The sequence below is a fragment of the Cohnella luojiensis genome, assembly GCF_004564235.1.
Classification (GTDB): domain Bacteria; phylum Bacillota; class Bacilli; order Paenibacillales; family Paenibacillaceae; genus Cohnella; species Cohnella luojiensis.
Window position 1 is genome coordinate 159,294 of sequence record NZ_SOMN01000005.1, and the last position, 26,987, is coordinate 186,280.

22 protein-coding genes and 1 riboswitch are annotated in these 26,987 nt (G+C 52.0%); of the genes, 13 read left to right on the forward strand and 9 right to left on the reverse strand.

What is annotated here, in order from left to right; all coding sequences use genetic code 11:
• The first annotated feature begins 11 nt into the window (after window positions 1-11).
• The 4 genes from E2980_RS06645 (at window position 12) to E2980_RS06660 (ending at window position 3,568) form a co-directional block, all read left to right on the forward strand.
• Window positions 12-1,253, forward strand: coding sequence for an argininosuccinate synthase (locus E2980_RS06645; protein WP_135151353.1), 1,242 nt, complete (start codon window positions 12-14; stop codon window positions 1,251-1,253).
• 137 nt (window positions 1,254-1,390) lie between these two features.
• The gene (gene argH / locus E2980_RS06650) at window positions 1,391-2,806 is read left to right on the forward strand and encodes an argininosuccinate lyase (protein ID WP_135151354.1); all 1,416 of its coding nucleotides are present in this window, start codon (window positions 1,391-1,393) and stop codon (window positions 2,804-2,806) included.
• A gap of 157 nt (window positions 2,807-2,963) precedes the next feature.
• The gene (locus E2980_RS06655; protein ID WP_338080636.1) at window positions 2,964-3,233 is read left to right on the forward strand and encodes an AbrB/MazE/SpoVT family DNA-binding domain-containing protein; all 270 of its coding nucleotides are present in this window, start codon (window positions 2,964-2,966) and stop codon (window positions 3,231-3,233) included.
• Window positions 3,230-3,568 (forward strand): type II toxin-antitoxin system PemK/MazF family toxin, encoded by a 339-nt coding sequence (locus E2980_RS06660; protein WP_135151356.1) that lies wholly within the window; start codon window positions 3,230-3,232, stop codon window positions 3,566-3,568. The genes E2980_RS06655 and E2980_RS06660 overlap by 4 nt, the downstream gene beginning before the upstream one ends.
• Before the next feature lie 106 nt (window positions 3,569-3,674).
• Here E2980_RS06660 and E2980_RS06665 read toward each other — a convergent pair whose 3' ends face one another.
• A complete protein-coding gene (locus E2980_RS06665) occupies window positions 3,675-6,161 on the reverse strand; it encodes a carbohydrate-binding protein (RefSeq protein ID WP_167747010.1) in 2,487 nt (828 codons plus the stop codon).
• Window positions 6,162-6,432: 271 nt separating this feature from the next.
• On the reverse strand, window positions 6,433-7,899 hold the full coding sequence (locus E2980_RS06670; RefSeq protein WP_167747011.1) for a VanW family protein: 1,467 nt from the start codon (window positions 7,897-7,899) through the stop codon (window positions 6,433-6,435).
• A gap of 245 nt (window positions 7,900-8,144) precedes the next feature.
• Between E2980_RS06670 and ftsE the strand changes: the two genes are divergently transcribed.
• The 7 genes from ftsE (at window position 8,145) to E2980_RS06705 (ending at window position 15,480) form a co-directional block, all read left to right on the forward strand.
• Window positions 8,145-8,831 carry a cell division ATP-binding protein FtsE gene (gene ftsE / locus E2980_RS06675; RefSeq protein WP_135151359.1) on the forward strand — a complete coding sequence of 229 codons (687 nt, stop codon included), beginning with the start codon at window positions 8,145-8,147 and terminating at the stop codon, window positions 8,829-8,831.
• Window positions 8,821-9,738 (forward strand): permease-like cell division protein FtsX, encoded by a 918-nt coding sequence (ftsX, locus tag E2980_RS06680; protein WP_135151360.1) that lies wholly within the window; start codon window positions 8,821-8,823, stop codon window positions 9,736-9,738. Before ftsE ends, ftsX begins: the two co-directional genes overlap by 11 nt.
• Before the next feature lie 54 nt (window positions 9,739-9,792).
• Complete coding sequence (locus E2980_RS06685; protein ID WP_135151361.1) at window positions 9,793-10,968, forward strand: murein hydrolase activator EnvC family protein; 1,176 nt, start codon at window positions 9,793-9,795, stop codon at window positions 10,966-10,968.
• A 132-nt stretch (window positions 10,969-11,100) separates the two neighbouring features.
• Window positions 11,101-12,576: a S41 family peptidase gene (locus tag E2980_RS06690; RefSeq protein WP_135151362.1), complete on the forward strand. Its 1,476-nt coding sequence runs from the start codon at window positions 11,101-11,103 to the stop codon at window positions 12,574-12,576.
• 546 nt (window positions 12,577-13,122) lie between these two features.
• Window positions 13,123-14,544: a PDZ domain-containing protein gene (locus E2980_RS06695; RefSeq protein ID WP_167747012.1), complete on the forward strand. Its 1,422-nt coding sequence runs from the start codon at window positions 13,123-13,125 to the stop codon at window positions 14,542-14,544.
• Between the two features lie 42 nt (window positions 14,545-14,586).
• Window positions 14,587-14,699: riboswitch (guanidine-I (ykkC/yxkD leader) on the forward strand.
• A 125-nt stretch (window positions 14,700-14,824) separates the two neighbouring features.
• Window positions 14,825-15,163, forward strand: a complete 339-nt coding sequence (locus tag E2980_RS06700) for a DMT family transporter (RefSeq protein ID WP_135151364.1) — start codon at window positions 14,825-14,827, stop codon at window positions 15,161-15,163.
• Window positions 15,163-15,480 (forward strand): DMT family transporter, encoded by a 318-nt coding sequence (locus tag E2980_RS06705; RefSeq protein ID WP_135151365.1) that lies wholly within the window; start codon window positions 15,163-15,165, stop codon window positions 15,478-15,480. Before E2980_RS06700 ends, E2980_RS06705 begins: the two co-directional genes overlap by 1 nt.
• Window positions 15,481-15,497: 17 nt before the next feature.
• Here the strand turns inward: E2980_RS06705 and E2980_RS06710 are convergent, their stop codons facing one another.
• The 3 genes from E2980_RS06710 to E2980_RS25085 form a co-directional block, all read right to left on the reverse strand.
• The gene (locus E2980_RS06710) at window positions 15,498-16,178 is read right to left on the reverse strand and encodes an SdpI family protein (protein ID WP_135151366.1); all 681 of its coding nucleotides are present in this window, start codon (window positions 16,176-16,178) and stop codon (window positions 15,498-15,500) included.
• A complete protein-coding gene (locus E2980_RS06715) occupies window positions 16,162-16,449 on the reverse strand; it encodes an autorepressor SdpR family transcription factor (protein WP_135151367.1) in 288 nt (95 codons plus the stop codon). The genes E2980_RS06710 and E2980_RS06715 overlap by 17 nt, the downstream gene beginning before the upstream one ends.
• Window positions 16,450-17,498: 1,049 nt before the next feature.
• The gene (locus E2980_RS25085) at window positions 17,499-17,618 is read right to left on the reverse strand and encodes an SPFH domain-containing protein (RefSeq protein WP_135151400.1); all 120 of its coding nucleotides are present in this window, start codon (window positions 17,616-17,618) and stop codon (window positions 17,499-17,501) included.
• A gap of 119 nt (window positions 17,619-17,737) precedes the next feature.
• On the opposite strand from E2980_RS25085, the gene uvrB reads away from it, so the two are divergent.
• Window positions 17,738-19,738: an excinuclease ABC subunit UvrB gene (gene uvrB, locus E2980_RS06725; RefSeq protein ID WP_135151368.1), complete on the forward strand. Its 2,001-nt coding sequence runs from the start codon at window positions 17,738-17,740 to the stop codon at window positions 19,736-19,738.
• Between the two features lie 159 nt (window positions 19,739-19,897).
• Window positions 19,898-22,756 (forward strand): excinuclease ABC subunit UvrA, encoded by a 2,859-nt coding sequence (gene uvrA, locus E2980_RS06730; RefSeq protein WP_135151369.1) that lies wholly within the window; start codon window positions 19,898-19,900, stop codon window positions 22,754-22,756.
• Window positions 22,757-22,839: 83 nt separating this feature from the next.
• Here the strand turns inward: uvrA and E2980_RS06735 are convergent, their stop codons facing one another.
• The 4 genes from E2980_RS06735 to E2980_RS06745 all read right to left on the reverse strand — a co-directional run bounded on the left by E2980_RS06735 (window position 22,840) and on the right by E2980_RS06745 (window position 26,754).
• On the reverse strand, window positions 22,840-23,400 hold the full coding sequence (locus E2980_RS06735; RefSeq protein ID WP_135151370.1) for a hypothetical protein: 561 nt from the start codon (window positions 23,398-23,400) through the stop codon (window positions 22,840-22,842).
• Between the two features lie 76 nt (window positions 23,401-23,476).
• Window positions 23,477-23,629: a hypothetical protein gene (locus E2980_RS24115; protein WP_167747013.1), complete on the reverse strand. Its 153-nt coding sequence runs from the start codon at window positions 23,627-23,629 to the stop codon at window positions 23,477-23,479.
• A 109-nt stretch (window positions 23,630-23,738) separates the two neighbouring features.
• Window positions 23,739-25,358 (reverse strand): nitrite/sulfite reductase, encoded by a 1,620-nt coding sequence (locus E2980_RS06740; RefSeq protein WP_135151371.1) that lies wholly within the window; start codon window positions 25,356-25,358, stop codon window positions 23,739-23,741.
• A 268-nt stretch (window positions 25,359-25,626) separates the two neighbouring features.
• Window positions 25,627-26,754 carry an RNA-guided endonuclease TnpB family protein gene (locus E2980_RS06745; RefSeq protein WP_135151372.1) on the reverse strand — a complete coding sequence of 376 codons (1,128 nt, stop codon included), beginning with the start codon at window positions 26,752-26,754 and terminating at the stop codon, window positions 25,627-25,629.
• Between the last annotated feature and the right edge of the window lie 233 nt (window positions 26,755-26,987).

The window sequence follows — 26,987 nt, forward strand, 5'->3', positions numbered from 1 at the left end:
CTCTCATTCTAATGGCGAAAAATAAAATCGTTCTAGCCTACTCCGGAGGCCTGGACACCTCGGTCATCCTGACATGGCTGAAGGAAACGTACGATGCCGAGATCATTACCTTCACCGCCGATATCGGCCAGAAGGACGAATTGGACGGCTTGGAGGAAAAAGCGCTCAAAACCGGAGCATCCAAAGTATACATCGACGACCTCCGCGAGGAGTTCGCGAAGGACTTCATCTATCCAATGTTCCAAGCAGGCGCGCTGTACGAAGGCCAATACCTGCTCGGCACAAGCATCGCCCGTCCTCTCATCGCCAAGCGCATGGTGGAAATCGCCATTGCCGAAGGCGCGACGGCTATCGCGCACGGCGCGACGGGCAAAGGAAACGACCAGGTTCGCTTCGAACTGACGGCTGCGGCTTTAACTCCGAACATCGAAGTCATCGCTCCATGGCGCGACGAAGCGTTTCGCGAAGCTTTTCCGGGTCGCGCGGAGATGATCGCCTATGCCGAGAAGCATGGCATCCCGGTTCAAGCTTCGGCTTCCAAGCCGTACTCGACGGACCGCAACCTGCTGCATATCAGCTTTGAGAGCGGCATGCTGGAGGATCCATGGTTCGACTCCAGCGCGGCCGACGTGGAAGATATGTACGTACTAAGCGTCTCTCCGGAGAAAGCGCCGGATCAAGCCGAGTACATCGAGCTGGATTTCGAAGGCGGCAACTGCGTCGCGGTAAACGGAGAAAGCCTGAGTCCGCTAGCCGTCATGGAGAAATTGAATGAAATCGGCGGCAAACACGGCGTTGGCCGAGTCGACATGGTGGAGAACCGTTTCGTCGGCATGAAGAGCCGCGGCGTGTACGAAACCCCGGGCGGCAGCATTCTTTTCACCGCTCACCGTAAGATCGAATCGTTGACCATGGACCGCGACGTTATGCATCTTCGCGACTCCTTGATCTCCAAATATAGCACTTTGGTATACAACGGCTTCTGGTTCGCTCCCGAGCGTATCGCTATTCAAGCGCTCGTGAACGAAAGCCAGAAGAACGTGACGGGTACCGTCCGTCTGAAGCTGTACAAAGGCAACATCATGGCGGCGGGACTCAAGAGCCCCGTAAGCCTCTACAATCCGCACATCGCAACGATGGAAGCGGATCCTACGAAAGCGTACGATCAAGGCGACGCTACCGGCTTTATCCGCCTTAACGCGCTGCGTCTGAAGGTTTCTTCGGGCGTCAACGGCGCCTCCGGCATTAACTGATAAAGACAAAAGGGAGAACCGGGCGCGCAGCCTGCCGAACCATCCCCCGCTTGGCGGGGCAATGCGGGAGGCACTTTCGCTAGCCGGCGCTCCCCTTTTGCCGTTTAAGCGCGATACACGAGAGAGGGGTATACCGAATGAGTAAGCTATGGGGCGGCCGTTTTACGAAAAAAACGGACCAGCTTGTGGAAGAATATACGGCTTCGATCACGTTCGACAAGGAGTTGGCGCAGGAGGACATCCAAGGCAGCTTGGCGCACGTGACGATGCTGGGCAAGTGCGGCATCCTTCCGGCCGAGGACGTCGAGAAGATCAAGGACGGTCTCTTGAAAGTACGCCAACGCATCGCGAGCGGGGAACAGCAATTCCTGATCGCGGACGAAGATATTCACATGAATATCGAGAAAGCTTTGATCGACGAAATCGGTCCGGTCGGCGGCAAGCTTCATACGGGACGCAGCCGCAACGACCAAGTAGCGACGGACATGCATTTGTACTTGCGCAAACGCGTCGTCGAGTTCGTCGATCAGCTGCATAAGCTGCAGGCTGCCCTCATCGGACAAGCTAAGCAGAACCTGGATACGATCGTGCCGGGTTATACTCACCTCCAGCGTGCTCAACCAATCTTGTTCGCTCATCACTTGATGGCTTACGTGTCCATGTTCGGTCGCGATATCGAGCGCCTTCAGGACAGCTACAAGCGTATCGACACGCTGCCTCTTGGAGCGGGCGCGCTTGCGGGCACGACCTTCGCGATCGATCGCCAATTCACGGCACAGCAATTGAACTTCGGCCGCGTCTACGAGAATAGCCTGGATGCCGTCAGCGACCGCGATTTCATCGTTGAATTCCTGAGCGGAGCTTCGCTGATCATGATGCACTTGTCTCGTCTTAGCGAGGAGCTCATCCTCTGGTCCAGCACCGAGTTCCAGTTCGTGGAGCTCGACGATGCGTTCTGCACGGGCTCCAGCATTATGCCGCAGAAGAAGAATCCGGACGTACCTGAACTCGTGCGAGGGAAGACCGGCCGCGTGTACGGCAACTTGGTTGGCCTTCTAACCGTGCTGAAGTCGCTGCCGCTGGCATACAACAAGGATATGCAGGAAGACAAGGAAGGCATGTTCGATACCGTTAAAACGTTGCAGGGAGCGCTCCAGCTATTCGCCTCGATGATCGAGACGATGAAGGTACGCAAGGAGAAGATGCGTCGCGCGGTTGATCAAGACTTCTCTAATGCGACGGACATCGCCGATTTCCTCGTAGGCAAAGGCCTGCCATTCCGTCAAGCTCATGAAGTTATCGGGAAAACGGTACTGTACTGCATCCAGCAGAACAAGTTCCTGCTCGACCTGACCTTAGAAGAATTTAAGCAGTTCTCCGAGCTGTTCGACGACCGGATCTACGCGGTGCTCCAGCCGGAAGCGGTGGTAAACGCCCGCAACGTGTACGGCGGTACGGCGACTCCCCAGGTGGAAGCCGCAATCTCTCGCGCTCAAATCGAGCTTTCCCGCACAGTGGAATGGATTTCGGAGTACGAGGCGAAGAGTCGGTAACTTATTATTGGATTCAAATAGGCGTGGCTATTGAGAGCTGCGTCTTTTTCTTTTAAGCAAAGCATTATTAAGTCCATTAATGTATATCATGAGTATATACATTTTTGCGGGTGGTGAGATATAATTGGGAAATAAGAAAGGGAAGGATGTGTTAGGTATGGCGACTGTTACGTTAAGCAAGTGGGGAAACAGTAGCGCAATTCGAATTCCGAACCAATTCCTGAAGAGGCTTAATTTGGAAGAGGGGGCAGAGCTGCAGATTATGATGACTACGGACAATGAAATCCTTATAAGGCCTTCGTCAAGACCTGAGGAGTCGAATGAAGACTTGCGTGCTCACCTGAAGACGCTTCTTGATCAGATAAAGCCAGAAACGAAGCGTCACGAAGAGGTCGATTATGGCGTTGAAGGAGACGAGTTGATTTGAGCGTCCCAGCTCGCGGAGATTTAGTTGTTATGGATTTTGATCCACAAGCAGGACATGAACAAGCGGGACGGCGTCCGGCAATCGTACTTTCGGAATTAGCATTTAACCAACTGACAGGCTTCGCGGTCATGTGTCCGATAACGAGTAATGCAAAAAATTACCCCTTTGAGGTAACGGTCCCGGAAGGACTTCCTGTATCCGGTGTTGTGCTAACGGACCAATTAAAAAGCTTAGACTACATCAAACGCAGGGTCAGAATTATAGGCAGCGTTCAGCCGGAACACGAGTCGTTCCTTAAGGCGGTACTCCGTAACGCCCGTGCTATATTAGCATAATAAAGCTTTATTATACAGGAACACAGGATACCCTTCCTCTAATTTGAGGCAAGGTATCCTGTATAAAACTTGTGGCCTCTGAAAAAATGACGATCGTTTTGCCTTCTTACTTCTTCACCAATTCGAAATCATCGAATACCGCCCAGTTATTCGCATTCGCGTCATTCCAGATGCCGATCTCGATTTGACCGGTAGTCACGTTGATGTTGTCGATCGTATATTTCGTATAAGTCGTGATTGGACCGGATCCCATAACGGCATCGAGCTCTGCAGCGCCGTAGTTTTTGGCGTATAGCTGCAGCACGTTCTGACCTCCGCCGGAGCGGACCCATACGCTGACTGAATAGAGTCCGTTGGGCACTGTCTTCGCCTGACCCGTGAGCTGCTTGTAGCTGGTGGAAGCCCAATGGGTCAGCTTAAAACTTCCGCTTAATGGGCTATCCGTGTCTACTTTTTGCGCCAGAGCGCCACTGTGCCATTCCGTCCATCCCGTCAAATCTCCGGTTTCAAACCCGGGATTCGTTAAGAGGTTTGTAGGAGGAGGCGGGGGTGGCGGAGTGCTTCCACCGAAATTGATCCAATTGAGGTTGAACCCCGATCCGCTTGCAAATACGCGTAAAGTGGTCTGTCCGGCGTTCAGGTTAACCGAAGAGGTCAACGTCTCCCAGCTCTGCCAGCCTCCCGTATTCGGTACGGCTGTCGTGTCCAAAACCGTATCTCCCGACTTCAATTGGATCTGGCCGGACGTTGACGGACTGGCAACACGGTATTGCACCGTATAGGTTCCGGCTGCCGGTACGTTGACATTATAGTCCATCCAGTCTTCTGCGTCGATCCAGCCTGCGTTGAGTCCTCCGCCCGTATCCGAAGTGGTTTCCAACTGGATGCCGTTCATGGCGCTGTAGTTTTCGGCTTCGATTTGGGCAGGGATTGTTGTGGAAGCATTCAGACGAGAATCTCTCTTCGCTTTTTGGTCCAGATACAAGGATTGCGGCGACAAATCTGCTCCCGTACCGATCCCCTCCACCAGGTCCTGAGGTGCGGAGCCGTCGGAGCCCGGCACCGTATACGTCACGCCATTTGCCGCTCCGCGGGTTCCGATCACATAGCCCTGACCGAATTGCTTCGATGTCACGATAGACGACTGACCGGGTGCATAGGCGATACCGTTCGTATTCCAGATGACCGATTGCGTTGTCGTCCACCCATGCTCTATCGTTCCATACGGTCTATATACGGCTTGGATAAAGTCTCCGTTCATCGTCATGTTATCGAATAAATTGGCCATGCTTAAGTGCATATGGAAATCCGAGGCGAGACGGGGAGTGTTCGATGTGCTGTTGTGGATGACGTTTCCGCTCGACCACATGTATTGGAAAGTGAAGTTATGTCTTCCGTTCGTGGCCGCAGCGTTTTGCACCAAATTATCCGAGCCCTGCGCCAAGTACATGTACCCGTTACCGCCTTCGCCTCGATACTGCGGTTTCTGAAAATGGGTATTCTGAACGGTAACCGTTCGGGATTGGTATACCGCTATACCGTGGGATAGCAAATGATAATCCCCGCTGTTTGAGCCAGGCTTGTAGCTATTCACGTTATCTACCCAGCTGTTTCTGGCGTTTGAGATTAAAATCGCCTTGGAGGCGTGAACATCGTAAGCCCCTGTGCCAGGCGTGTTAAAGTCCAAATCTCCCCAGCCTGTTCCCGTATGCTGTCTCATGCCGATCGACAAAGCTTCGATCCCTGCCTCTGAAATCGGTTCTCCTATTTTGTATACGCGCGCATTATCCCTTGTTTTCAAGTCGTAACGGATCGGAATGTCTATCGTCAGCGTGTTGGCGGTTGCATTAATCGCCGTAATTTTCCGATAGAACGTCGGTCCCTTCAGCGATGCATCCCATTTGCCGGTCATCCCGTGCTCCGCAATGAACTCAGCTGTGCAATCGGAGTGAACGATGATAAATTCGTTGACGTTATACCCAGTGACGCTGTTAACGGGGATGGTCATCGCAAGCGGCGGTACATCGCTTCGGATGGAGGTAGAGGTATTCGTTGGCGTAAACCAATCCGCAGATGAGATCGGAGCCATACGGATGACCGATTTCGTCCGCATGCTCGTTGAATCGTTGTAAATGAACGTCGATGTTTTTCCTGTGCCCCGAAGCACGACATTGTTTTGATTGATCCAAAGTGCACTGGTATTTGTTCCTTGAGGCTTCACGCGATACGTCCCCGCAGGCAAATACACAATGCCTCCGCCGGCTGCTCCGGCAGCATTGATGGCATTCTGAATGGCATTCGTGGAATCGGCGGCCCCGCTTGGATCCGCCCCATACTGGGTGACGACGTTATAGGTGGCGCCTGGCGGAGTGGCGGGGATGCTTTTCTCGCCTCTCCAATAGCCGGCATATGCAAAGTCCTGAAGAATCCGGCCTTGCGCATCTTTATACCCCGGAGTCCAATCGGATGGATATAAAGAACTTCTCCAAGGAGTGCCTGCGTTTGCCGATTCTGCAGGTATGACAATTGGCGCGATTAAAGCTAACATTCCAACGATTGCGGCCAACTTCCGAATCCATTTCTTAGTTATCATCGTAACCTCCATCATTTAAAATTTTTTAAGTACGATACCTTTTCTGGTTGTCCGACCGGACGCAATCCCCTCCTTTCTATAGACTATGGCAGCGCTTTCGATTTTTATGATAGCAACATAACATTTTCATGACACGCGGCCATGCAATCGGAAAAAGGCTATCGAGATATGATCTCGATAGCCTCAGACTGTCGAGAAAGTCTCGACGGTCAACTAAACACCCGGCCATGAAAAATTTTCTTCACAGGAGGGCTTTTGCATTGCGATTGTATCAAACCGGCTCGACAGGCCCTTCATCCTCGTCGGGATCGGGAGTTTCGCTCGGCGTAGGCGTAGGCGTCGCGCCTTCCGGGTGCAGCCTCGGATCGCTCGGATTGACCGCGATCAGCGTGTCCTGCGAGCGGTAAGTATCCTTGGACAGCTTCTTACGCTCGACGAACTCCCCGTCTACCAATTTCACCAGATACGATTCAACCACATAACCAGCTTCGCCCTTCTGCATGGTGTCCTGCTTACCTGGCGCAATTATGGCGTTGGCGACGTAAACGGTTTTCGGAGGATTAACCTTCACTTCCTCCGTTTCCGTGCGATAGGACACATTGTCCGGCATAGTGCCGAAAAATTTAACGGTGAGCGTCTTATCCTTCACTACAGTACGAATTAATAATTGCTTTCCTGTCGAATTTCGAAACTTGAAGTTGACGTAGCCGTCTGCGAACGTCGCGTCGAGCCCTTTAGGCAAATAGTGCACGACGAGCGAGTGATTGCGGCGTTCGACGATATCAAGGCCGGTCAATAACGCGGCATTATACAGCGTACTGGATACTTGGCAGATTCCCCCGCCGATACCGGGTGTCAGCTTCCCCTTAAGAATAACCGGAGCTTCTTTGTAGCCGAATTCTTTCTCCGCTTTGGCGACGATCTTCCCGTATTCGAATACTTCGTCCGGCATGAGCAACGTTTCGTTTAACGCTTTGGCGGCTACCGTCACGTTGTGCGTGCGTCCTTCGCCGCTTGTCGCGAAGGAGGTCGTGAATTCGACGATCTTGCGCTCTATGCCTTCTTCTTTTAGCTTAGCTACCGTTATTTCGGGTGGAGTCTCTATTACTTCGGTTTCCAACAACAGTGTCTCTTTCGGTACTGCAGTCAAGTTAGCCGGCTCGTGCTTCTTCAATTGCTCGAATAAAGCAGGTAAATCAAGCTGGCGCCCTAGCTTTTCTTCGGTATATACGACGATGTCCTGATCGTTAATCGTCCGTGCAGCATTCTCAGAACGACCCGTCACGAGAGAGCCCCAAGCCTCGCCAGCTGCCTTATCGAACACTCCATCATCCCAAGACACCTTCATTCCATAGGTCGATTCGATATCCCCTCGGTAACGAAGTTTAGCTCTTTCCCACCAGGAATAATCCCGGAAGCGCTCGATTGAGTTCATGGCTTCCGCTGCGTCTACTTTAAGCCCAAGCTGCTTAAGAGTCAGAGAGGGTATGGCAGACTCGACCGCACCATCATCGCCAAGCTCCTTCGGATCCACGCTCACGGAAGTCGATTCCATCTTCGCAACCTGTTCCCGTACTTCTTTCAGAGCTTCCTCGGCCGACTGCCCCCCGACATTCAAACCGCCAACGATAAAGTTATCCGGCAGCGTATCGACGCTGCCGTAACTGATCGCTCCGCCAACCCCTGCGCCAATGAGGACGAGTGTCAGCAAGCCTGCGATGAACCAACCTTTTTTCATGCGGGAACCCCTCTTTCTACACTCCATCTATCTTACAAATCTTTCTAATTATATATACAACGAATCTCGCGAATCGTTTTCACCAAATATTAAAAAATTCTTAAAATTCAACTAAAGCCCAAGCCCGCCATAGGTTCGCCGCCCACGACTCGACATAATTCTCCAGTTTAAAGATCGACAAAGAGAGGATTATCAGGCATGATGTCGAAGTAACTAAGGTCTGAATCTTAACAGGAAGTGATACCGTGATTGAAATGCAGGACATTTGGAAGACCTATGCCGACGGTACGACCGCGCTTCAAGGCGTTAACGTCGTCATTGACCGTAACGAGTTCGTGTACATAGTGGGTCCTTCCGGTGCTGGGAAGTCCACGTTCATGAAGCTGATTTACAGGGAAGAAGTGCCGACCAAAGGGCAAATTTCCGTCAACGGATTCAATATAGGCAAGCTGAAGCATCGTAAGATTCCTTACGTTCGTCGCAATATCGGAGTTATTTTTCAAGATTACAAGCTGTTGCCGAAGCTTTCCGCATTCGAAAACGTGGCATTCGCCATGGAGGTTATCGAGACGCCTCGCCGTTTGATTCGCAGGCGCACGATGGAAGTGTTGGAGCTCGTAGGACTCAAGCATAAGGCAAGCAGCCTGCCTGCCCAACTCTCGGGGGGAGAACAGCAACGCGTGGCGATTGCCCGCGCTATCGTCAACAGTCCCGCGGTTATCGTCGCCGATGAACCGACGGGGAATTTGGACCCTGAAACCTCATGGGGCATCATGAATCTGCTGGAAGAGATTAATTTCCGCGGTACGACGATCGTCATGGCCACCCACAACAAAGAGATCGTGAACACGCTGCGCAAACGCGTCATTGCCATTGAACGGGGCAGCATCGTTCGCGATCAACAGAGAGGGGAATACGGCTATGAAATTTAGTACCGTAACCCGCCATATTCGCGAAGGCGTTAAGAATGTCGGCCGTAACGGCTGGATGACATTCGCCTCAATGAGCTCCATCGCGGTATCGTTGTTTATTCTCGGGATTTTCATGTTGCTCGCGCTTAACGTGAACAAGCTAGCCGATCAATTGGACAACCAGGTTCAGATCAACGTCTATCTCCAGGTCGATACGGCGAAACAAAAGGCGGAAGAAATCGAACGCACGATCAAGAGAATACCCGAGGTCAAGTCGGTCACTTACGTCCCTAAGGAAGAAGGCTTGAAGCGATTCCGCGAAAGCATGGGCGAAGAGGGCAAGGAAGCATTGGAAGGCTACGAGAAGGAAAATAATCCATTGCCCGATGCCTTCGAGGTTGAAGCCTTCGATCCTCAGAAGGTAGCATACGTAGCCAAACAGATCGAAGCCATTAATTTAACCGATCCATCTAAATCCATATCCAAGGTAAAATACGGCAAAGAAACGATCGAGAAGCTGTTCAGCATAACGAACGCCGTGCGCAATATCGGAATTTTCATCGTGTTGGGCCTTGCCGTTATGGCCATGTTCCTGATTTCGACCACGATCAAGATGACCATCATCGCCCGTCGCCGCGAGATCTCGATTATGAAGCTGGTAGGCGCAACGAATAGCTTCATTAGATGGCCGTTCTTCATTGAAGGCGCGATTATCGGGTTCGGCGGATCTTTCATCAGTACCGCGGTCCTACTGTATGGATATTCCCAGCTGGTGCAATCGACTAGCGCGGCCGTTGGTTTATATATGATCGAATTTTCGTCCTTAGACGAGATCAGAGTACTGGTTGGCGGAACGATTATTGCCTTGGGAACGCTGCTCGGAGTATGGGGCAGCACGATCTCGGTTCGCAGATATTTGAAAGTCTAATGGTTATTAACCGGTATTTGGAAGCGATAAACCCGTTTTCGAAGGAGGACTCCCGTGAAAAGAAGATTATTGCTGCTGGTGGCCATGCTATTGGTTACCGGACTTATAGCCAAGCCATACGATGGTCAAGCTCTCTCCGAGGTCGAGAAGATCGAGCAGGACCTGAAGAAGCTGAAGAAGGACATGGAACGCGCTGCGCACAACCAGAGATACGCGGAAAATACGGTCAAGGATTTAACCGGCAAGCAGCAAGCAACCAAGGAAGATATTCAGAATTTGCTGAATCGCATCGACGCGGTTCAGAAACGGCTCGAAACGACGCAAGGCAAAATCGCGGCGGCGGAAGAAAAGCTTTTCCTTACGGGGCAAGAGCTAGAGGGTGCGATCAAGCAACGGGATAACCGGATGGAACTGATGGACTCGCGCGTTCGGATGGCTTATACCGCTGGTCCGGTATCCTATCTTGACGTGCTCCTGAGTTCGACGAGCTTCTCCGATTTCCTGGATCGCTTCGACGCGGTCGAGTCGATCGCTGCCCAAGATCGCAACATCGCCGAAGAGAAGAAGAAATATACGGACGAAGTCGCCGATATGAAGCTGCAAAGGGAGCAAGAGCTTAAGGAAATCAAGAATCTTTACGAAGAACTCGAAGGGCACCAGGCGCAGCTTCGTCAAGACGAGAACGACAAGGAAGTGTTGGTCTCCAAGATTGCCAAGGATATCGAAGACCTGGAGGAAATTAGCGAGGAATCCGCGAGACAACTGACGGAGCTCGCGAAGCAAGCCTCTGCCTTGGAAGCGAAGAAGAACCGGATCAAGAATTATTACAAGGGCGGCAAACTGGGCATGCCTTTGAAATCGGAATACCGGTTGTCTTCGCAGTTCGGATACCGTATACATCCGATAACCGGGAAGAAGAAGCTGCACGCCGGCATGGATATGGCAGCGCCTAAGGGGACGGCGGTATACGCGGCAGAGACGGGCGTCGTAATTGTCGCCCAATCGTGGAGCGGCTACGGAAACTGTATCATCATCGATCATGGCGGCGGATTGTGGACGTTGTACGGGCATCTGATGAACGGCGGCATTCTCGTGGAGAAAGGCGAGACCGTCAAGCGGGGAGAGAAGATTGGTCAGGTCGGCTCGACCGGCCAATCGACGGGCAATCATTTGCACTTCGAAGTCCGCAAAAATTCCGAACCGGTCAATCCCGCGCCTTATTTGAAATAACCGCAAGAGGGCAGCCGATACCCCGACTCCGATAGTCGGGCGTCGGCTGTTTTCCTTTATTTTATACTAGGATAAACGGTCCGAATATGTAATAATCTAACAATATGCCATCAATCGAGGAGTGGGTTGCGCGTGTGGTTCCGAGGTCGCACCGTTGTGGCCATGATGGTGCTGACAACCATTGCCGCCTGTATGGCGACTTACGCTTATTTCGAGCTTCCGGAGTGGGGATTTCAATCTTCCTCAGCGCAAACAGGCACGGCTGCCCCTTATATAAAGGACGGGCTGAGCCAGGATGAGCTCGATAAATTGAATAAGGCCTTAGGTCTGATCGAAAATCGTTTTATCGATCCAATGGATCGGGAGAAGCTAGTCGACGGAGCTATCCAAGGAATGGTGGAGTCATTGCGCGATCCCTATTCCGTATATAAGCCGGAAGTTGAAGCAGATCAGTTCAACGAAATGCTCCAAGGGGCATTCACGGGGATTGGCGCCAACCTTAGGGTCGATAACGGATCGATTGTGGTAGAAGCGCCCATTCGCGGATCTCCTGCGGAGAGGGCTGGACTGCAGCCGGATGATATTTTGCTATCCATTAACGGGGAAAGCTTGCATGGGCTGACGCTGAGCGAGGCCGTTGGCAAAATTCGAGGTCCCAAGGGTACTAAGGCCAAACTGAAAGTACAGCGCGGTGGAGCGGCGGACCCGATAGAACTCGAGCTTGTTCGGGATCGTATCGACTTGGAAACCGTGCACTCCGAGATAGGTTCAGACGGAGTCGGTCATCTCATCATTAATCAATTCGGCGAGGATACCTCCGTTCAAGTCGCGGAGGAACTGAAAGCGATGGAGGAGAAAGGGCTTAAGGCTCTCGTCATCGACGTCCGGGATAATCCGGGGGGACTGCTCCAGTCCGTGATCGATGTTGCGGATCAGTTCATGGAGAAAGGAAAAGTCATCGTGCAGTCCGAGTATCGGAACGGCAAGCGCAAAGTCGACGTGGCCGCGAACGGAGCGAAGAACGATAAGTTCTACCCGCTGATCGTGCTGGTCAACAATGGCAGCGCCAGCGCCGCGGAAATTTTGGCGGGAGCGCTGAAGCAATCGGCGAACGCGGTGATTATGGGCGAAACCACCTATGGCAAAGGGACGGTTCAAGTACCCTTCAACGATGAGTTGGGCGATCGCAGCATGGTCAAGCTTACGGTGTACAAGTGGCTTCTGCCGGACGGAACCTGGATCCATGAGAAAGGCATTACGCCGGACATCGAGGTTATCCAGCCTGAATATTTCCTTGCCTCGCGCCTTCCCAGGGATTACGTCCTTAAATACGATACCACCGGAGAAGCGGTTACGAATCTTCAGAATATCTTAGCAGGTGTCGGATTTCCCGCGGATCGTACGGACGGTTATTTCAGCCAAGCGACCAAATCGGCTTTGGAGCAATTCCAAGCGAGCGAGTCGTTGCCGGTAACGGGCGACGTCAACGCCGAGACGGCGCAACGGCTTGAAGAAGCACTTTACATTAATTTGCAGAATCCCGTTCATGATAAACAATTGCAAGCGGCATTAACAGAAGCGCGGGAAAAGATCCAAGTATCGCCTTGAATAGAAAGCCGTTTATACTTGGCAGAAGGAATTTTCCCGCTATTGTCGAATACTTAGGAGGTTGACCTTAGGTCAACTTCCTTTTTAACATTCAGAAAGTATAAAATTAACCAACTAGCAACCAGCTCGGCTGGCAGCACCCCCGCAACCCCACCATCATCGGCAGAAAGCTAAGTGTAAAATAGTCAGTTAGTTTGAAGGAAAAGGCAGCCTATCCGAATCTAATTGCAGAACATACAGTTAGTTGAATGAATGGAGTCCGAATATCAGAATTTTGAAGGATATAAGTGTATTTTCTACAACTAGTTTCTTCAAACGAGTGAGTATTGAGTTTCTTAGTGTATATTGTGCAACTAGAAATGAAGGGTGGACTTGGCCGACCTGCACGGACCTGCGTGCAACCCTGTTTTCATCGGTCAATCTAAGCAGACTTTGCAATTGGGCCTCGAGCATTTACTTACAGCTCAAACTTATTGCTCAATACAAACGTATTCCGCTGTCTGAAGGACGGGGAAGACGTTTTACTTAATGAAAGGGGAGGGGCAAGTGGATCCTCTGCTGAATGTATTGCGGGAAGCGGGACAAGCCGTAATCGGATTGTTCACGTTGCCGTATCTCTATATCGCGATCGGTCTTGTTTGGTGGCATGCGCGCTTAGGAGTGACGTTACAGCGCAAGCTGTTTCACGTTAGGCTCTACAGCACCCTGTATTTAACGTTAACAAGAGTCGTTGCCGGCATGGCCGTCGGGCTCGTGCTTTCCTTAGCGGGGCTTGGAGCCGGCGCGGGTCTGACTTCGGAAACGCTAATGTTCTTATGGATCGCCATGGGAGTATTGGCTTTGTTCCAACTGCGTTATATATGTCTTGCCTATGCCGCGGGTGCTTTAGGTTTGCTTCAGGTCATCTTTCAAAGGACGGGCATGGAGACCTCGGAGGGTACATTCGCCGATGCGCTTAGCACGCTATCCGCTATCGATGTTCCCGGATTGCTCTTCATGGCGGGCTTGTTGCATATTGCCGAAGGTTTATTGGTAAGGTTCCAAGGCTCGAAGCTGGCCATCCCCTTGTTTCTTCAAGGCAAGCGCGGAAAACCGATGGGAGCATACGCGTTATCAGGAGTGTGGCCGATTCCTTTGTTATGGCTCATCCCGGCAGGGGGAGAGGGGTTCACGTTGCCGTGGATTCCCTTGTTCGGCGGCGGAGGAGAGACGGCGGCTTGGAGCTTGTTGGCCTTCCCCGTGCTAATCGGTTTCAGCGACCGGACGACGGCATACTGGCCGGAGGAAAAAGCCCGTTCTTCGGGTAATATGCTTATCCTATACGGCATTGTATTAGCTGCATTGGCTGCAGGCTCCGAATTCTGGTCCCCGTTAACCGTCGTCGCATCCTTGGCGGCATTCGTCTTGCATGAAGGATTGCTGTGGTTTAGTCGCATGAAAGAAGCGGGCAGGGATCCCCGATACTCCCAGGACGGAAGCGGCGTTAAAGTGTTGGCCGTTCTGCCCAACACTCCCGCGTTCGAGATGGGTTTTCAAGTAGGCGAGCTGATAAAGAAAGTAAACGGAATTTCCGTACGAAATAAAGAAGATTTGCATGCGGCCCTTCAACGGCAATCCGCGTTCTGCAAGCTTGAGGTTGTTAATCGAGACGGTCATATCAAGTTTTTGCAGCGCGCAAGATACGAAGGAGAGCACTACCAGCTCGGCCTGATTCTGGCACCGGACGAGGATGTAGAATACGTTGCGGCGCCCCGATCTGCATCGATCTGGCAAGGGCTCAGGGAAGCGGGCGCGCGCAGGCTCGGAAATTCGCCGACGATGATGGCCCGCAGGGAAGCCAAGCAAGCGGCAGCGGAGCAGGCAGCGGCTGAAGAAGCTGCAGCACTGGCTCTGGCTGCCGAAGCAGAGCAGATCGCGGAGGATGCCGGTCTTCCGCCTCGCGGCACGCAATCGCGAAAAAACCCTTGACTTAACATGTCGTGTGATGTATTTTGTAATGACATCATCAGGAAGCAGGCTTTCTAGGGTTCCACGATACATGGAATGGTATCGGTTAGGTCCGAGAGGAAGCGCGTCTTGGCCATCGGCTAAGATGAACACGGCGGGATAAAAACCCGGGAGTATCGATGACGGCTAGCAGCGACGTTTCGCGTTGCTCATGCCTCCGGTGCTTTCGGGTTTGTTGCGTCTTCTCAAAGAGACGAATTCCTTAAGCAAGCGGGGAGAAAATACGAGGTGGAGGTGCGGCATGAATCGTTATTGGTTGTTGCTCTGGTTAGCGGGGCTATGCGAAATTGGTTGGGTGTCGGGTCTGAAGCACGCGACTAACGCTGGAGAATGGGCGCTGACCGCGATCGGAATCCTATTGAGCTTCTTGGGTTTGATCTATTCGACCCGCGTCCTTCCGGTGGGCACCGCCTATGCGGTTTTTACGGGAATAGGGGCTGCGGGCACGGTACTGGCGGAGTCGATCTTCTTTGGCGTTACTTTGGAAGCGGGTAAGCTGGCTTTGGTTATCGTGATGATCATCGGAATAGCTGGGCTTAAGATGACGACAAAGGTTGCGACGGGGGAGGTGGAGGAATAATGGCGTGGATCGTATTGGTGTTAGCGGGGTTGTTCGAGGTCGTCGGCGTACTCGGAATCAATCGGCTGAATAATAACAAAGGCGTTCTCAGCATGGTTCTGATGCTTGGAGGATTTACAGCTAGCTTCATCCTATTGTCCATTGCTATGAAGGACATCTCCATGGGGACGGCGTATGCGATATGGACGGCGATCGGAACGGTGGGAGGGACTCTCGTTGGAATGTTATTTTACGGAGAGTCCCGCCAGATCCGCCGGATTTTTTTCCTCTGTATGGTCGTCGGAGCCGTTATCGGGCTTAAGATTCTTGGAAACTGACCCGTGGCTAATGAATGCTAGACAGCTGCCTTGCGTTTGTGGAGGAGATAGGAGTACGCAAGAGGGATGAGAGAGCTCCCCATTGTACAAATCAGCAACACCGCAATAGTCCAAGTCGCCGGAACGAACCAGGCGCTGACGAACATAACCAGTCCGGCTATTACCCATAACCGTCCGGCCAAGCGATGAGTCATCCGCCAGTTATTGTCGTCGGATAAAGCCCAAGGCGTCTTGATTCCGATAAAGAAATTGCTGCGCAATTGGCCCATTCGGTTTCCGATAATGATCCAGAGAATACCCAGTCCGCCGTTGATCAGGTTTACAACCGGTAATTTTTCTCCGAGGTTATCCATAATGACGACCAACATAATGGCGTGGATAAAAAAGCTGATAGACCAGCGCATTAGATTGTAATAGCCTTCGAAACGGGTATAGTTGCCTTTGCGGGGATCGATATATCTCAATAAGGAAAGGACTGTCGGCAACACTAAGCCTATACCGGCATACAATAGCCAGAAGCTCCTTTTGGCCATGGTGTCGTCCGCTTCGCCCTTCGTATTGTAGTGCGAATTGACGGTATCGGGAAGTTGATCGTTGAAAATAAGGTATAGGATCGCGAATAACAGCACGTTCGCGCCGAGCAGAATCCAGTCTTTCCTCGACCAGGTCATTTTCGGATTTTCATTTGCGTTCGTCATCATGTGACTCTCCTTTTGTTCCGATCATGCCGAGGAACCAACCCATGGCTTCCTGCATGACGGTAAGGTTAATGGAATAAATGATGCTCTGACCTTGTCTTTCGTCTTCGACTAACCTTGCTTGCTTTAGGATATTCAGATGGTGCGAGATACTCGGTTTAGATATGTTGAATTGGTCGGCGATGTCGCCTGCGGAGAGGTCTTTCTCTTTTAAAAGTTGGAGAATCTTTCTGCGTGTGGGGTCGGATAATGCCTTGAATGCATCGTTCATGGATGGAATTCCTCCTTTCATGAGGGATTTTAATTTAATGTTTAGATAAACGTCTAAATCTTATATTTAGATGATAAGCTAAATATTGAACATCGTCAACCTTTTTTCGCGCGAAAAAGGCACACGTTTAGTTAGACTAAAGCTAACTACGAACTACCGCGCCGACTCCGAGCACCCAATTAGTTAGACTAAAGCTAACTACGAACTACCGCGCCGACTCCGAACACCTATTTAGTTAGACTAAAGCCAACTACGACCCTCCGAGCCGACTCCGAGCACCCAATAATTAGTTAGACTAAAGCTAACTACGACCCTCCGAGCCGACTCCGAGCACCTATTTAGTTAGACTAAAGCTAACTACGCCCCACCATGCCGACTCCGAGCACCCATTTAGTTAGACTAAAGCTAACTACGACCCTCCGCGCCGACTCCGAGCACCTATTTAGTTAGACTTAAGCTAACTACGAACTACCGCGCCGATTCCGAGCACCTATTTATTTAGACTAAAGCTAACTACGCCCCACCGCGCCGACTCCGAGCACCCAATTAGTTTGACTAAAGCTAACTACGACCCTCCGATGCGACTCCGAGCACCCAATTAATTAGACTAAAGCCAACTACGAACTACCGCGCCGATTCCGAGCACCTATTTAGTTAGACTAAAGCTAACTACGTCCCACCGCGCCGACTCCGAGCACCCAATTAATTAGACTAAAGCCAACTACGCCCCACCGCGCGACTCCGAGCACCCATTTAGTTAAGACTAAAGCCAACTACGCCCCACCGCGCGACTCCGAGCACCCATTTAGTTAAGACTAAAGCTAACTACGACCCTCCGATGCGACTCCGAGCACCCAATTAATTAGACTAAAGCCAACTACGCCCCACCGCGCGACTCCGAGCACCCAATTAGTTTGACTAAAGCTAACTACGGCCCTCTGCGCCGACTCCGAGCAACCTCCCTCCGAGCCGACTCCGAGCACCCAATTAGTTAGACTAAAGCCAACAACGCCCCACCGCGCCGACTCCGAGCACCCAATTAGTTTGGACTACGCAAATACGGACGAATTCTGCGATTCGCGAACGACGAGCTTGGCGCCCATCTTGATCGCGTTGTCGTAAGCGGGGAATCTGTATACGAGGACCCCCTTGTCGTCCAGCCATTCGATAACCTATTGGTTTACGGCTGCTTGTTGCTTTTGACGGTGCTAACGGATAAAGATATAATGGATGAAGATGAGAACATACATTCTGAATAACGAGCGAGTCGAGAGGGGGAAAATGGATCATGTCCGTATCGGATATAGCGGATAAACCTTTCAAGCTGGTATCGGAGTATCAGCCGGATGGGGACCAACCGGGGGCGATCAAGCAACTGGCGGAAGGGATAACGGCTGGGGCGAGGTATCAAACCTTGCTCGGGGCGACAGGCACGGGGAAGACGTTCACGATCGCGCAGACGATCGCCAAGGTAAACAAGCCGACGCTTATCATCGCGCACAACAAGACGCTGGCGATGCAGCTTTGCAGCGAGTTCAAGGAATTTTTCCCTGAGAATGCGGTTGAATATTTCGTAAGTTACTATGATTACTACCAGCCGGAGGCTTACATTCCGTCCACCGATACCTACATCGAGAAAGACTCTAGCATCAACGACGAGATCGATAAGATGCGACATTCCTCCACGGCCTCGTTATTCGAGAGACGGGACGTCATTATCGTAGCGAGCGTATCCTGCATCTATGGCCTCGGTTCCCCGGAGGAATACCGGGATTTGCGACTGAGCTTGCGCGTCGGGATGGAGAAGTCGAGGAACGCTATCCTTCATAGGCTGATCGACATTCAATACGAACGGAACGATTTGAACTTCGTGCGCGGAACGTTCCGCGTACGCGGGGACGTTATCGAGATTTTCCCGGTATCGCGGGGAGATTCGGCGATCCGCGTGGAGATGTTCGGGGACGAAATTGAACGGATCACGGAAATCGACGTCCTGACGGGCGAGATTACCGGCCAGCGGGATCACGTCGTTATTTTCCCGGGATCCCACTTCGTGACGGGCGAGGAGAAGATGAAGCGAGCGCTTGTGAATATAGAACGGGAGCTGGAAGAGAGACTCGTCGAGTTGCGGGACGCCGGCAAGCTTCTGGAAGCGCAACGCCTGGAACAACGGACCCGTTACGATCTGGAGATGATGGCCGAGATGGGCTTCTGCTCCGGTATCGAGAACTATTCCGGACCGATGACGTTCCGCGAGCGCGGGGCGACGCCGTATACGTTGATGGACTTTTTCCCGGATGATTACATGATCGTAATCGATGAGTCCCACGTGACGCTGCCACAATTGCGCGCTATGTATAACGGCGACCAAGCCCGTAAATCCGTGCTGGTCGACCATGGCTTTAGGTTGCCGTCCGCTAAGGACAATCGGCCTTTGAGGTTCGAGGAGTTCGAAGAGAAGGCCAAGCAGCTCGTCTTCGTATCCGCTACGCCGGGTCCGTACGAGCTGGAGCATTGTCCGACCGTCGTGGAACAGATCATTCGTCCTACAGGTTTGATCGATCCCATTATCGAGATTCGTCCGACGAAGGGACAGATCGACGACCTGCTCGGCGAGATTCGCGATCGGATCGCCAAGGACGAGAGGGTGCTCGTGACGACCTTAACGAAGAAAATGTCCGAGGACCTGACCGATTACATGAAGGAAGTCGGAATCAAAGTGCGTTATCTCCATTCTGATATCAAGACTCTGGAGCGGATGGCGATTTTGCGCGATCTGCGTCTTGGCGTGTTCGACGTGCTTATCGGGATCAACTTGCTCAGGGAAGGTCTCGATTTGCCGGAAGTATCGCTGGTGGCGATACTCGACGCCGACAAGGAAGGGTTCCTTCGTTCGGAACGTTCGCTCATTCAGACGATCGGCAGAGCCGCGCGGAATTCCAGCGGCCGAGTGATCATGTACGGGGACAAAATAACCGATTCCATGGAGAAGGCGATCGGCGAGACCGATCGTCGCCGTACGATACAGCTCGCGTACAACGAGAAACACGGCATTACACCGCAGACGATCGTGAAGAGAGTCAGGGATTTGATCGAAGCGACCAAAGTCGCCGAGACGAAGAGCACCTACCTGACCGGGGCCGAGGATCTCAGCAAGCTGTCGAAGAAGGATCGCGCATCCATCATCGAGCGGTTGGAATTCGAGATGAAGGAAGCGGCGAAGAGCCTTCAGTTCGAGCGCGCCGCCGAGCTTCGCGATGCTTTGCTGGAGCTCAAGGCGAGCATGTAGCCGCGGCATCTTAGAGAGTTACACTAATTTACAAATCATTTGCATGACCCGCCGTAGTTCTGTATAATGAACGGGAACACACATTCCTATTTGTGTGCGACTGCGGCCGGGTTGTTCGAGAGAAGCCTCCCGCCATGTCGCGAAAGGGGCTTTTTAGCTTTGGCTAACGAGAAAATCGTGATCAAGGGCGCACGCGCCCATAACTTGAAAAATATCGACGTAACGATCCCGCGCGACAAATTCGTCGTCTTGACGGGGTTGTCCGGTTCCGGTAAATCCTCGCTGGCGTTCGATACGATTTACGCGGAAGGGCAACGCAGATACGTGGAGTCGTTATCCGCATACGCGAGGCAGTTCCTCGGCCAGATGGACAAACCGGACGTGGATTCCATCGACGGATTGTCTCCGGCCATCTCCATCGATCAGAAGACGACCAGCAGAAACCCGCGGTCTACCGTGGGTACGGTAACGGAAATCTACGATTACTTGCGCTTGATGTTCGCGCGTGTAGGAAAACCGCATTGTCCGGATCATGGTCTCGAGATCACTTCGCAGACGGTAGAGCAAATGGTCGATCGCATTATGGAGTATCCCGAAAGGACGCGCCTTCAGATACTGGCGCCTATCGTCTCGGGTCGCAAAGGCGAGCATACCAAGCTTCTCGCGGATATCCAGAAGCAAGGTTTCGTGCGGGTGCGCGTCAACGGCGAAATTCGGGATCTATCCGATACCATCGAGCTCGAGAAGAATAAGAAGCATTCCATCGAAGTCGTCGTGGATCGCATCGTGGTCAAAGATGACGTAGCCTCCAGGCTTGCCGATTCCTTGGAGACCGGCTTGAAGCTTTCCGGCGGGCAGATCATCGTGGATATCATAGACAAAGAAGAACTCATGTTTAACTCCAATCTGGCTTGTCCGGAATGCGGTTTCTCCATAGATGAGCTGGCACCCCGGATGTTCTCGTTCAACTCCCCTTACGGAGCTTGTCCGGAATGTGACGGTCTTGGCGTGAAGATGGTCGTCGATCCCGACCTGCTTATCCCGGACCGCAGCAAGAGCATCGATGACGGAGCTTTCGAGGCATGGGCGGGAAGCACGTCCAACTACTACCCGCAATTTCTGAATGCCGTATGCTCCCATTACGGTATCCCGACTGACGTGCCTGTCGAAGAGATTAACGATAAGCAAATGCAGGTCATTCTGTACGGAACGGGCGGGGAGAGAATTCGTTTCCGCTACGAGAACGAATTCGGCCACACCCGCGACGCACAGGTTCCTTTCGAAGGCGTCGTTCATAACCTGGAGCGCCGTTACCGGGAAACCGGCTCGGAGGGCATTCGCGAGTTCATCGAAGTCTACATGAGCGCGAAGCCGTGCGGCAAATGCAAAGGACAACGCTTGAAGAAGGAATCTCTGGCCGTTACGATCGGCAAGGAGAATATCTCGTACGTGACCTCCTTGTCGATTGGCGAAGCGCAGAAGTTTTTCTCCGGACTTGAACTAAGCGAGAAGGAAAAGGCCATCGCAAGCCTAATTCTTAAGGAGATTAATAATCGACTCGGCTTCCTCGTGAACGTAGGTTTGAATTATCTGACGCTGTCGCGCGCTGCCGGAACGCTTTCCGGCGGAGAAGCGCAGCGGATCCGGCTCGCGACCCAGATCGGTTCTAGCCTCATGGGCGTACTTTATATTCTTGACGAGCCAAGCATCGGATTACATCAGCGGGATAATGACAGGCTGATCCAGACGCTTAACCATATGCGCGATCTTGGAAATACGCTTATCGTCGTCGAGCATGACGAAGATACGATGATGGCCGCGGATTGGATCATCGATATCGGACCTGGAGCGGGCGTGCACGGTGGAATGGTCATCGCGGAAGGCACCCCGGAACAAGTGATGGCTAACGAGAAATCGCTGACCGGCGCTTATCTGAGTGGTCGCAAGTTTATCCCCGTCCCCGTGGAGAGACGCAAGCCTGACGGCAGATGGTTGGAGATTAAAGGCGCCAAGGAAAACAACCTCAGAAATCTGAACGCCAAGTTTCCTCTCGGGGTCTTTACCGCCGTCACCGGCGTTTCGGGATCGGGTAAGTCGACGCTAGTCAACGAAATCCTGTACAAGACGCTTGCGCGGGATTTGAACAGGGCGAAGACAAGACCGGGAGCGCACAAGGAATTCAACGGCCTTGAGCATCTGGAGAAAGTGATCGACATCGATCAATCTCCGATCGGACGTACGCCGCGGTCCAACCCGGCTACCTACACCGGAGTGTTCGATGATATCCGCGACGTATTCGCGATGACGAACGAGTCCAAAGTACGCGGCTATAAGAAGGGCCGGTTCAGCTTCAACGTCAAGGGCGGACGCTGCGAAGCGTGCAAGGGAGACGGAATCATCAAGATCGAGATGCACTTCTTGCCGGACGTATACGTCCCTTGCGAGATTTGCAAAGGAAAGAGGTACAACCGCGAGACGCTGGAAGTGAAGTACAAAGGCAAGAGCATTTCCGAAGTGCTTGAGATGACGATCGAGGACGCGACCGAGTTCTTCGTCAACATTCCGCGGATTCACCGGAAGATGCAGACCTTGATGGATGTCGGCTTGGGCTACATGGATCTTGGACAGCCGGCAACAACCCTGTCCGGGGGCGAGGCCCAACGCGTGAAGCTCGCAGCTGAGCTCTATCGGCGCAGCACGGGTAAGATGCTCTACATTCTTGATGAACCGACAACGGGTCTTCACGTGGACGATATCGACCGGCTGCTGCAAGTGCTGCATCGCCTGGTAGACTCCGGAGAGAGCGTGCTCGTTATCGAGCATAACCTGGATGTCATCAAGACGGCGGACTATCTCGTGGACCTCGGTCCCGAAGGCGGAAACGGCGGCGGAACGATCGTGGCTACCGGCACGCCGGAGGATGTTTCCAAGGTAGCCGGCTCCTATACGGGCAAGTATTTAGGTCCCGTTCTGGAACGCGATCGCGTGAGGACGGAAGCGGCATTAACGAAAGTGTAAACAAATTCCCAACATTTAAGTAAAAAAGACGAATCTCCTTCCTTCGCAAAGGGGAGATTCGTCTTTTCTTTTATTCCTCGATTCTAGTCGCCGATATGGACGTGAGATTGTTGCGAGGGATTAATTAGCGTGATTAACTGCTTTTGCAGTTTCACGATAGTCCGCTGCTTCTCGAGAATCTGCTGCTTCTGCTTAATGATTGTCTGCAAGTCGCTTTTCGCGGAGCTCCACTGTTTCCCTTCGGCATGCTCATGAAAGCTATCCCAGGCTTCATGCTTCTGACTGCGTAGAGAGCGAATCTCGTTTCGCGAAGCTTTCATTTGGTTGATAAGCTGTTTTGCCGGCTTGATTAGCGTTTTTTGTTTATCCGGCGAAAGCGTCTTGCGAACCTCGCGAATGGTTTCGTTCTGCGATTTCATCTGTTCGAACAAGCCCTTCTGCTCGGTTCTAATCTGATCCAATTGCCCTTTAAGAGCTTGGATGTCCGCGGGATAGGACTTCCAGTCGAGCGGAGACCTTTGCTCGTGAAAATGTCCTCCTTTCGGCGCGGGAACGGGCGCAGGCGTGGGCTCGGCCAAGGCGAGAGCCGGTACGCTGATCGTTAACAAGATAAGCGCGAGGAGCGCCGACAGTCTGTTCTTCATAGGGGGTTCCTCCCAATTGATGGATTCCCCACTAGTATGGACAACAAATCATTTTCCATTCTTTGGGCCATCATTTCTAATCTGGTTTTCCGTTATTGGCCAAGTCCGCTTGGTAAGCGATCAAGCTGATAGGATGACCTACCTTCTCCGACATCCTCAGCTCCATTTCCTTGATTTCTTCGACTTCCTCCGGCTGCAATGCAGCTAAAGAGAACGACTCCTCGTGCATGTGGATTCCTCCAGTTTTTTGATCATAGTATGGGAAATCCTTCTCTGTTTAAGTCCTTTTCCTGAAAAAAAAGAACCCCCGGCAAGCGGGAGGTCTTCGGTATTAGTCCTTAGGATGCAACGGAAAGGATTTCAGTTAATTTGCCTTGCATCGTCTCGATGCCTACGCGCTCCACAAACTGGTGGAAGCTTTCGTCGGACTGACGGGAATCCTTGTAGAAATTAATGAGTTGCTCCAGGACGTTAGGTACGTCCGTGCTTTTGACGCGGCCTTTCAAAGCCGTGTTATATTTGGCGCCAGGGCCGAGCGTGCCGCCGACCGCGATGTCGTAAGCATCGACCATGCCTTCTGGTGTTTTCACCAATGAACCTTGCAGGCCGATATCGGCTACATGCTTCTGTCCGCAACTGTTCGGGCAACCGATGAAGTGAATGCGTACCGGCTCATCCAATTGTACGTGTTCATCAAGGTACAAAGCCACGCGGCGAGCGTATTCTTTGGTTTCGACGATGGCAAGGTTGCAGAACTCGTTACCCGTGCAAGAAACCGTCCGGCTCATGAAGCGGTTCGGATTCGGGTTCAAACGTTGAAGCAACGGTTCACTCAGCAAGGCCTGTACTTGATCGTCCGGCACGCCGGTTAGCATGACGTTCTGCGAAACGGTCGTACGAATCGTTCCGTCGCCGTATTTGTCCGCGTAGTCGGCAAGAAGATCGAATTCATCGCTGTTCGTGCGTCCTACGGGAACGTTCAGGCCAACATAATTAAGGCCGGGCGCGTTCTGAGGATGTACGCCGTCGAAGTAGGCAGCGTTCCAGCCAACCGTGCGATCGTCGCCCAAGGAAGGCATTTCGCCGATCAGCTTGATCAGCTCCTCCTGGAATTTCTCGATGCCCCATTCGGCTACGAGGTATTTCAAGCGCGCGTAGTGGCGCTTTTCGCGGTATCCATGGTCGCGGAATAGAGTGGTTACGCCGATAGCTACTTTAAGCATCTCTTCGGGTCTAACGAACATATCCAACCGGCGGGCAAGATGCGGCTTAGCGGACAATCCGCCGCCTACCATGACATGGAAGCCCAGCACCTCTTGGCCGTCGATGATTTTCGAAGCAGGCGTGAACGATAAGCATTGGATCTCCGCGTTCGCGCTGTTATAAATATTGGTGGATACGGACATTTTATATTTCCGGGGCAGGTTGGAGAAGTCGCGGTTGCCAAGGAAGAAGCGCTCAAGCTCATCCACCCAAGGAGTCGTGTCGAACAGCTCGTTAGGGTCGATTCCGGCAAGCGGATTGCCGACGATCGTACGGGGACAGTCGCCGCACGCTTCGAAAGCGGACATGCCGACGGCTTCCAGACGGTTGAAGATGTCCGGCATATGCTCGATTTCCAACCAGTGATATTGAATGGCTTGACGCGTGGTAACGTCGATTAGATCGCGTCCGTAATCGCGTCCGATTTGAGCAAGCACCCGTGCTTGAGCAGACGTAAGAACGCCGCCGGGAATACGGATACGCATCATAAAATGGCCGGTGTTCGGCTTTTGCTGATAGACGCCCGCCCATTTGAACAGGTTGAAATCCTCCTGAGGAATGGAAGCGAAGCCCTCCTTGGAGTATTTCTCGACGATATCCCGAATAATATCAAGGCCGTCTTTCTCCATCTTATAGAACTCGAATTTATTCAACTTGGACGGATCGCGATCCATCCACACCGCTTCGTAAGCCATTTATTGCGACTCCCCTCGTCGGGATATCAATCAATTCCGATACCCTTTGTTTGAATAGTGTTTAAATCGTATCATAGTTTACACGGGGGGACAATGAGGATACGGGAATACGATCCATAAAAGTTACTGATACTATTTGTAATCCCTACTTATAGTAGATTGGTGACATGCTCCCATCACTTATAGAAGTGGGGGCTTCCCAGGACATACCTGTTAACAGAATATCATTACTGGGCGATCCCCGCCAGCCCGGCGGTTCTCTATTCATCTATGCAATGCCTAGTATTCTAATCCCTTCGTCCCGTATGTTTCCGGCAGCATTTTCATCCCTCTGATGGGTGGTGCCACAACCGTCACATACCCAAACGCGATCCTTCAGCATCAGTCCCGTGTTGATCGTTCCGCATGCTCTGCAGCGTTTGCTGGAAGGAAACCATTTGTCGATCCGAACAAGCGGTTTTCCTCGTTCGGTCAGTTTGTAGCTGAGGAATGCTCTGAACATTCCGTTTCCGTTATCCATCGTTGCTTTTCCGAGGGAAAACGTTCGGGACATCGCTTTCATGTTTAGATCTTCCACAGCTACTGCATCCCATGCTTCAACTAACCGTCTACTCTCTTTGTGCAGGAAATCTTTCCGCTGGTTGGATATCTTCTCATGGAGCCGGGCTACCCGAAGTTTTTGTTTCTGCCAGTTTGAGCCACCCTTTTTCCTTCTGGAGAGTATTCTCTGTTCTCTTTTCAGCCGGGCTTCCATCTGGCGGAAATATTTCGGATAGTCTGCGGATGTGCCCATGTGGTCGATGTACAGCGACGGTGAACTGTAGTCCAGACCCAGTACGCTTTCAAGGCGGGGGATGAAAAGCTCCAAGTTTGCCTTGTATTCTGTCAGTATGGATATATGGTATTTCCCACTTGGGTTACGGCTGATTGTCGCTGATTTGATGGCATGTCCATCTGGAATCTGTCGGTGGAGCTTAATTCGGATACACCCAAGTTTAGGGACACGGACATGTTTCCCGTCTTCTGCAATTCGAACCGTCCCATTTTGATTGTTGGTCGTGTAGCTCTGAACCGGGTTTTTCCGACTTTTGAACTTCGGATACCCGAGGCGCTTGTCACGGAAGAAGTTCCGGAAGGCCGTCTTCAGGTTCAACTCCGCATTGCACAGCGCGAGGCTGTCTACTTCTCGCAGCCAGTCGAACTCGTTCTTGAATCCAGCCGGTGTCCGGTACCTCTGCTGCTTCAGCTGTTCTTTATCGTCTTTGTATCGTTCAACCTTCGTCTGACGTTCTGCCAGCATCTGATTGTAGAGAAACCGAACACAGCCAAACGTCTTACGAATCATCGCCAACTGCTCTGTTGAGGGATAAATTCGGAACCGATAAGCTTTATTCATGTGATCACCCCTTAGGTAGATTATACCACAAATAGGGGAATATTTGTTCGCTTTTTTGTCGACAAACCAAAATCTACATGCACCGATTCATCCCCCACCTTCACGCTCACTACGTGAGTATGGTAGTGTTTAGAGGTGCGGGACTTCTCGGCTTTTAGGTTAAATGTGTGACAAAGTTGTTACGGCATGAACTTCGGACTTGCAAGCCGGGCGTCCAGAAGCTAACATAGATG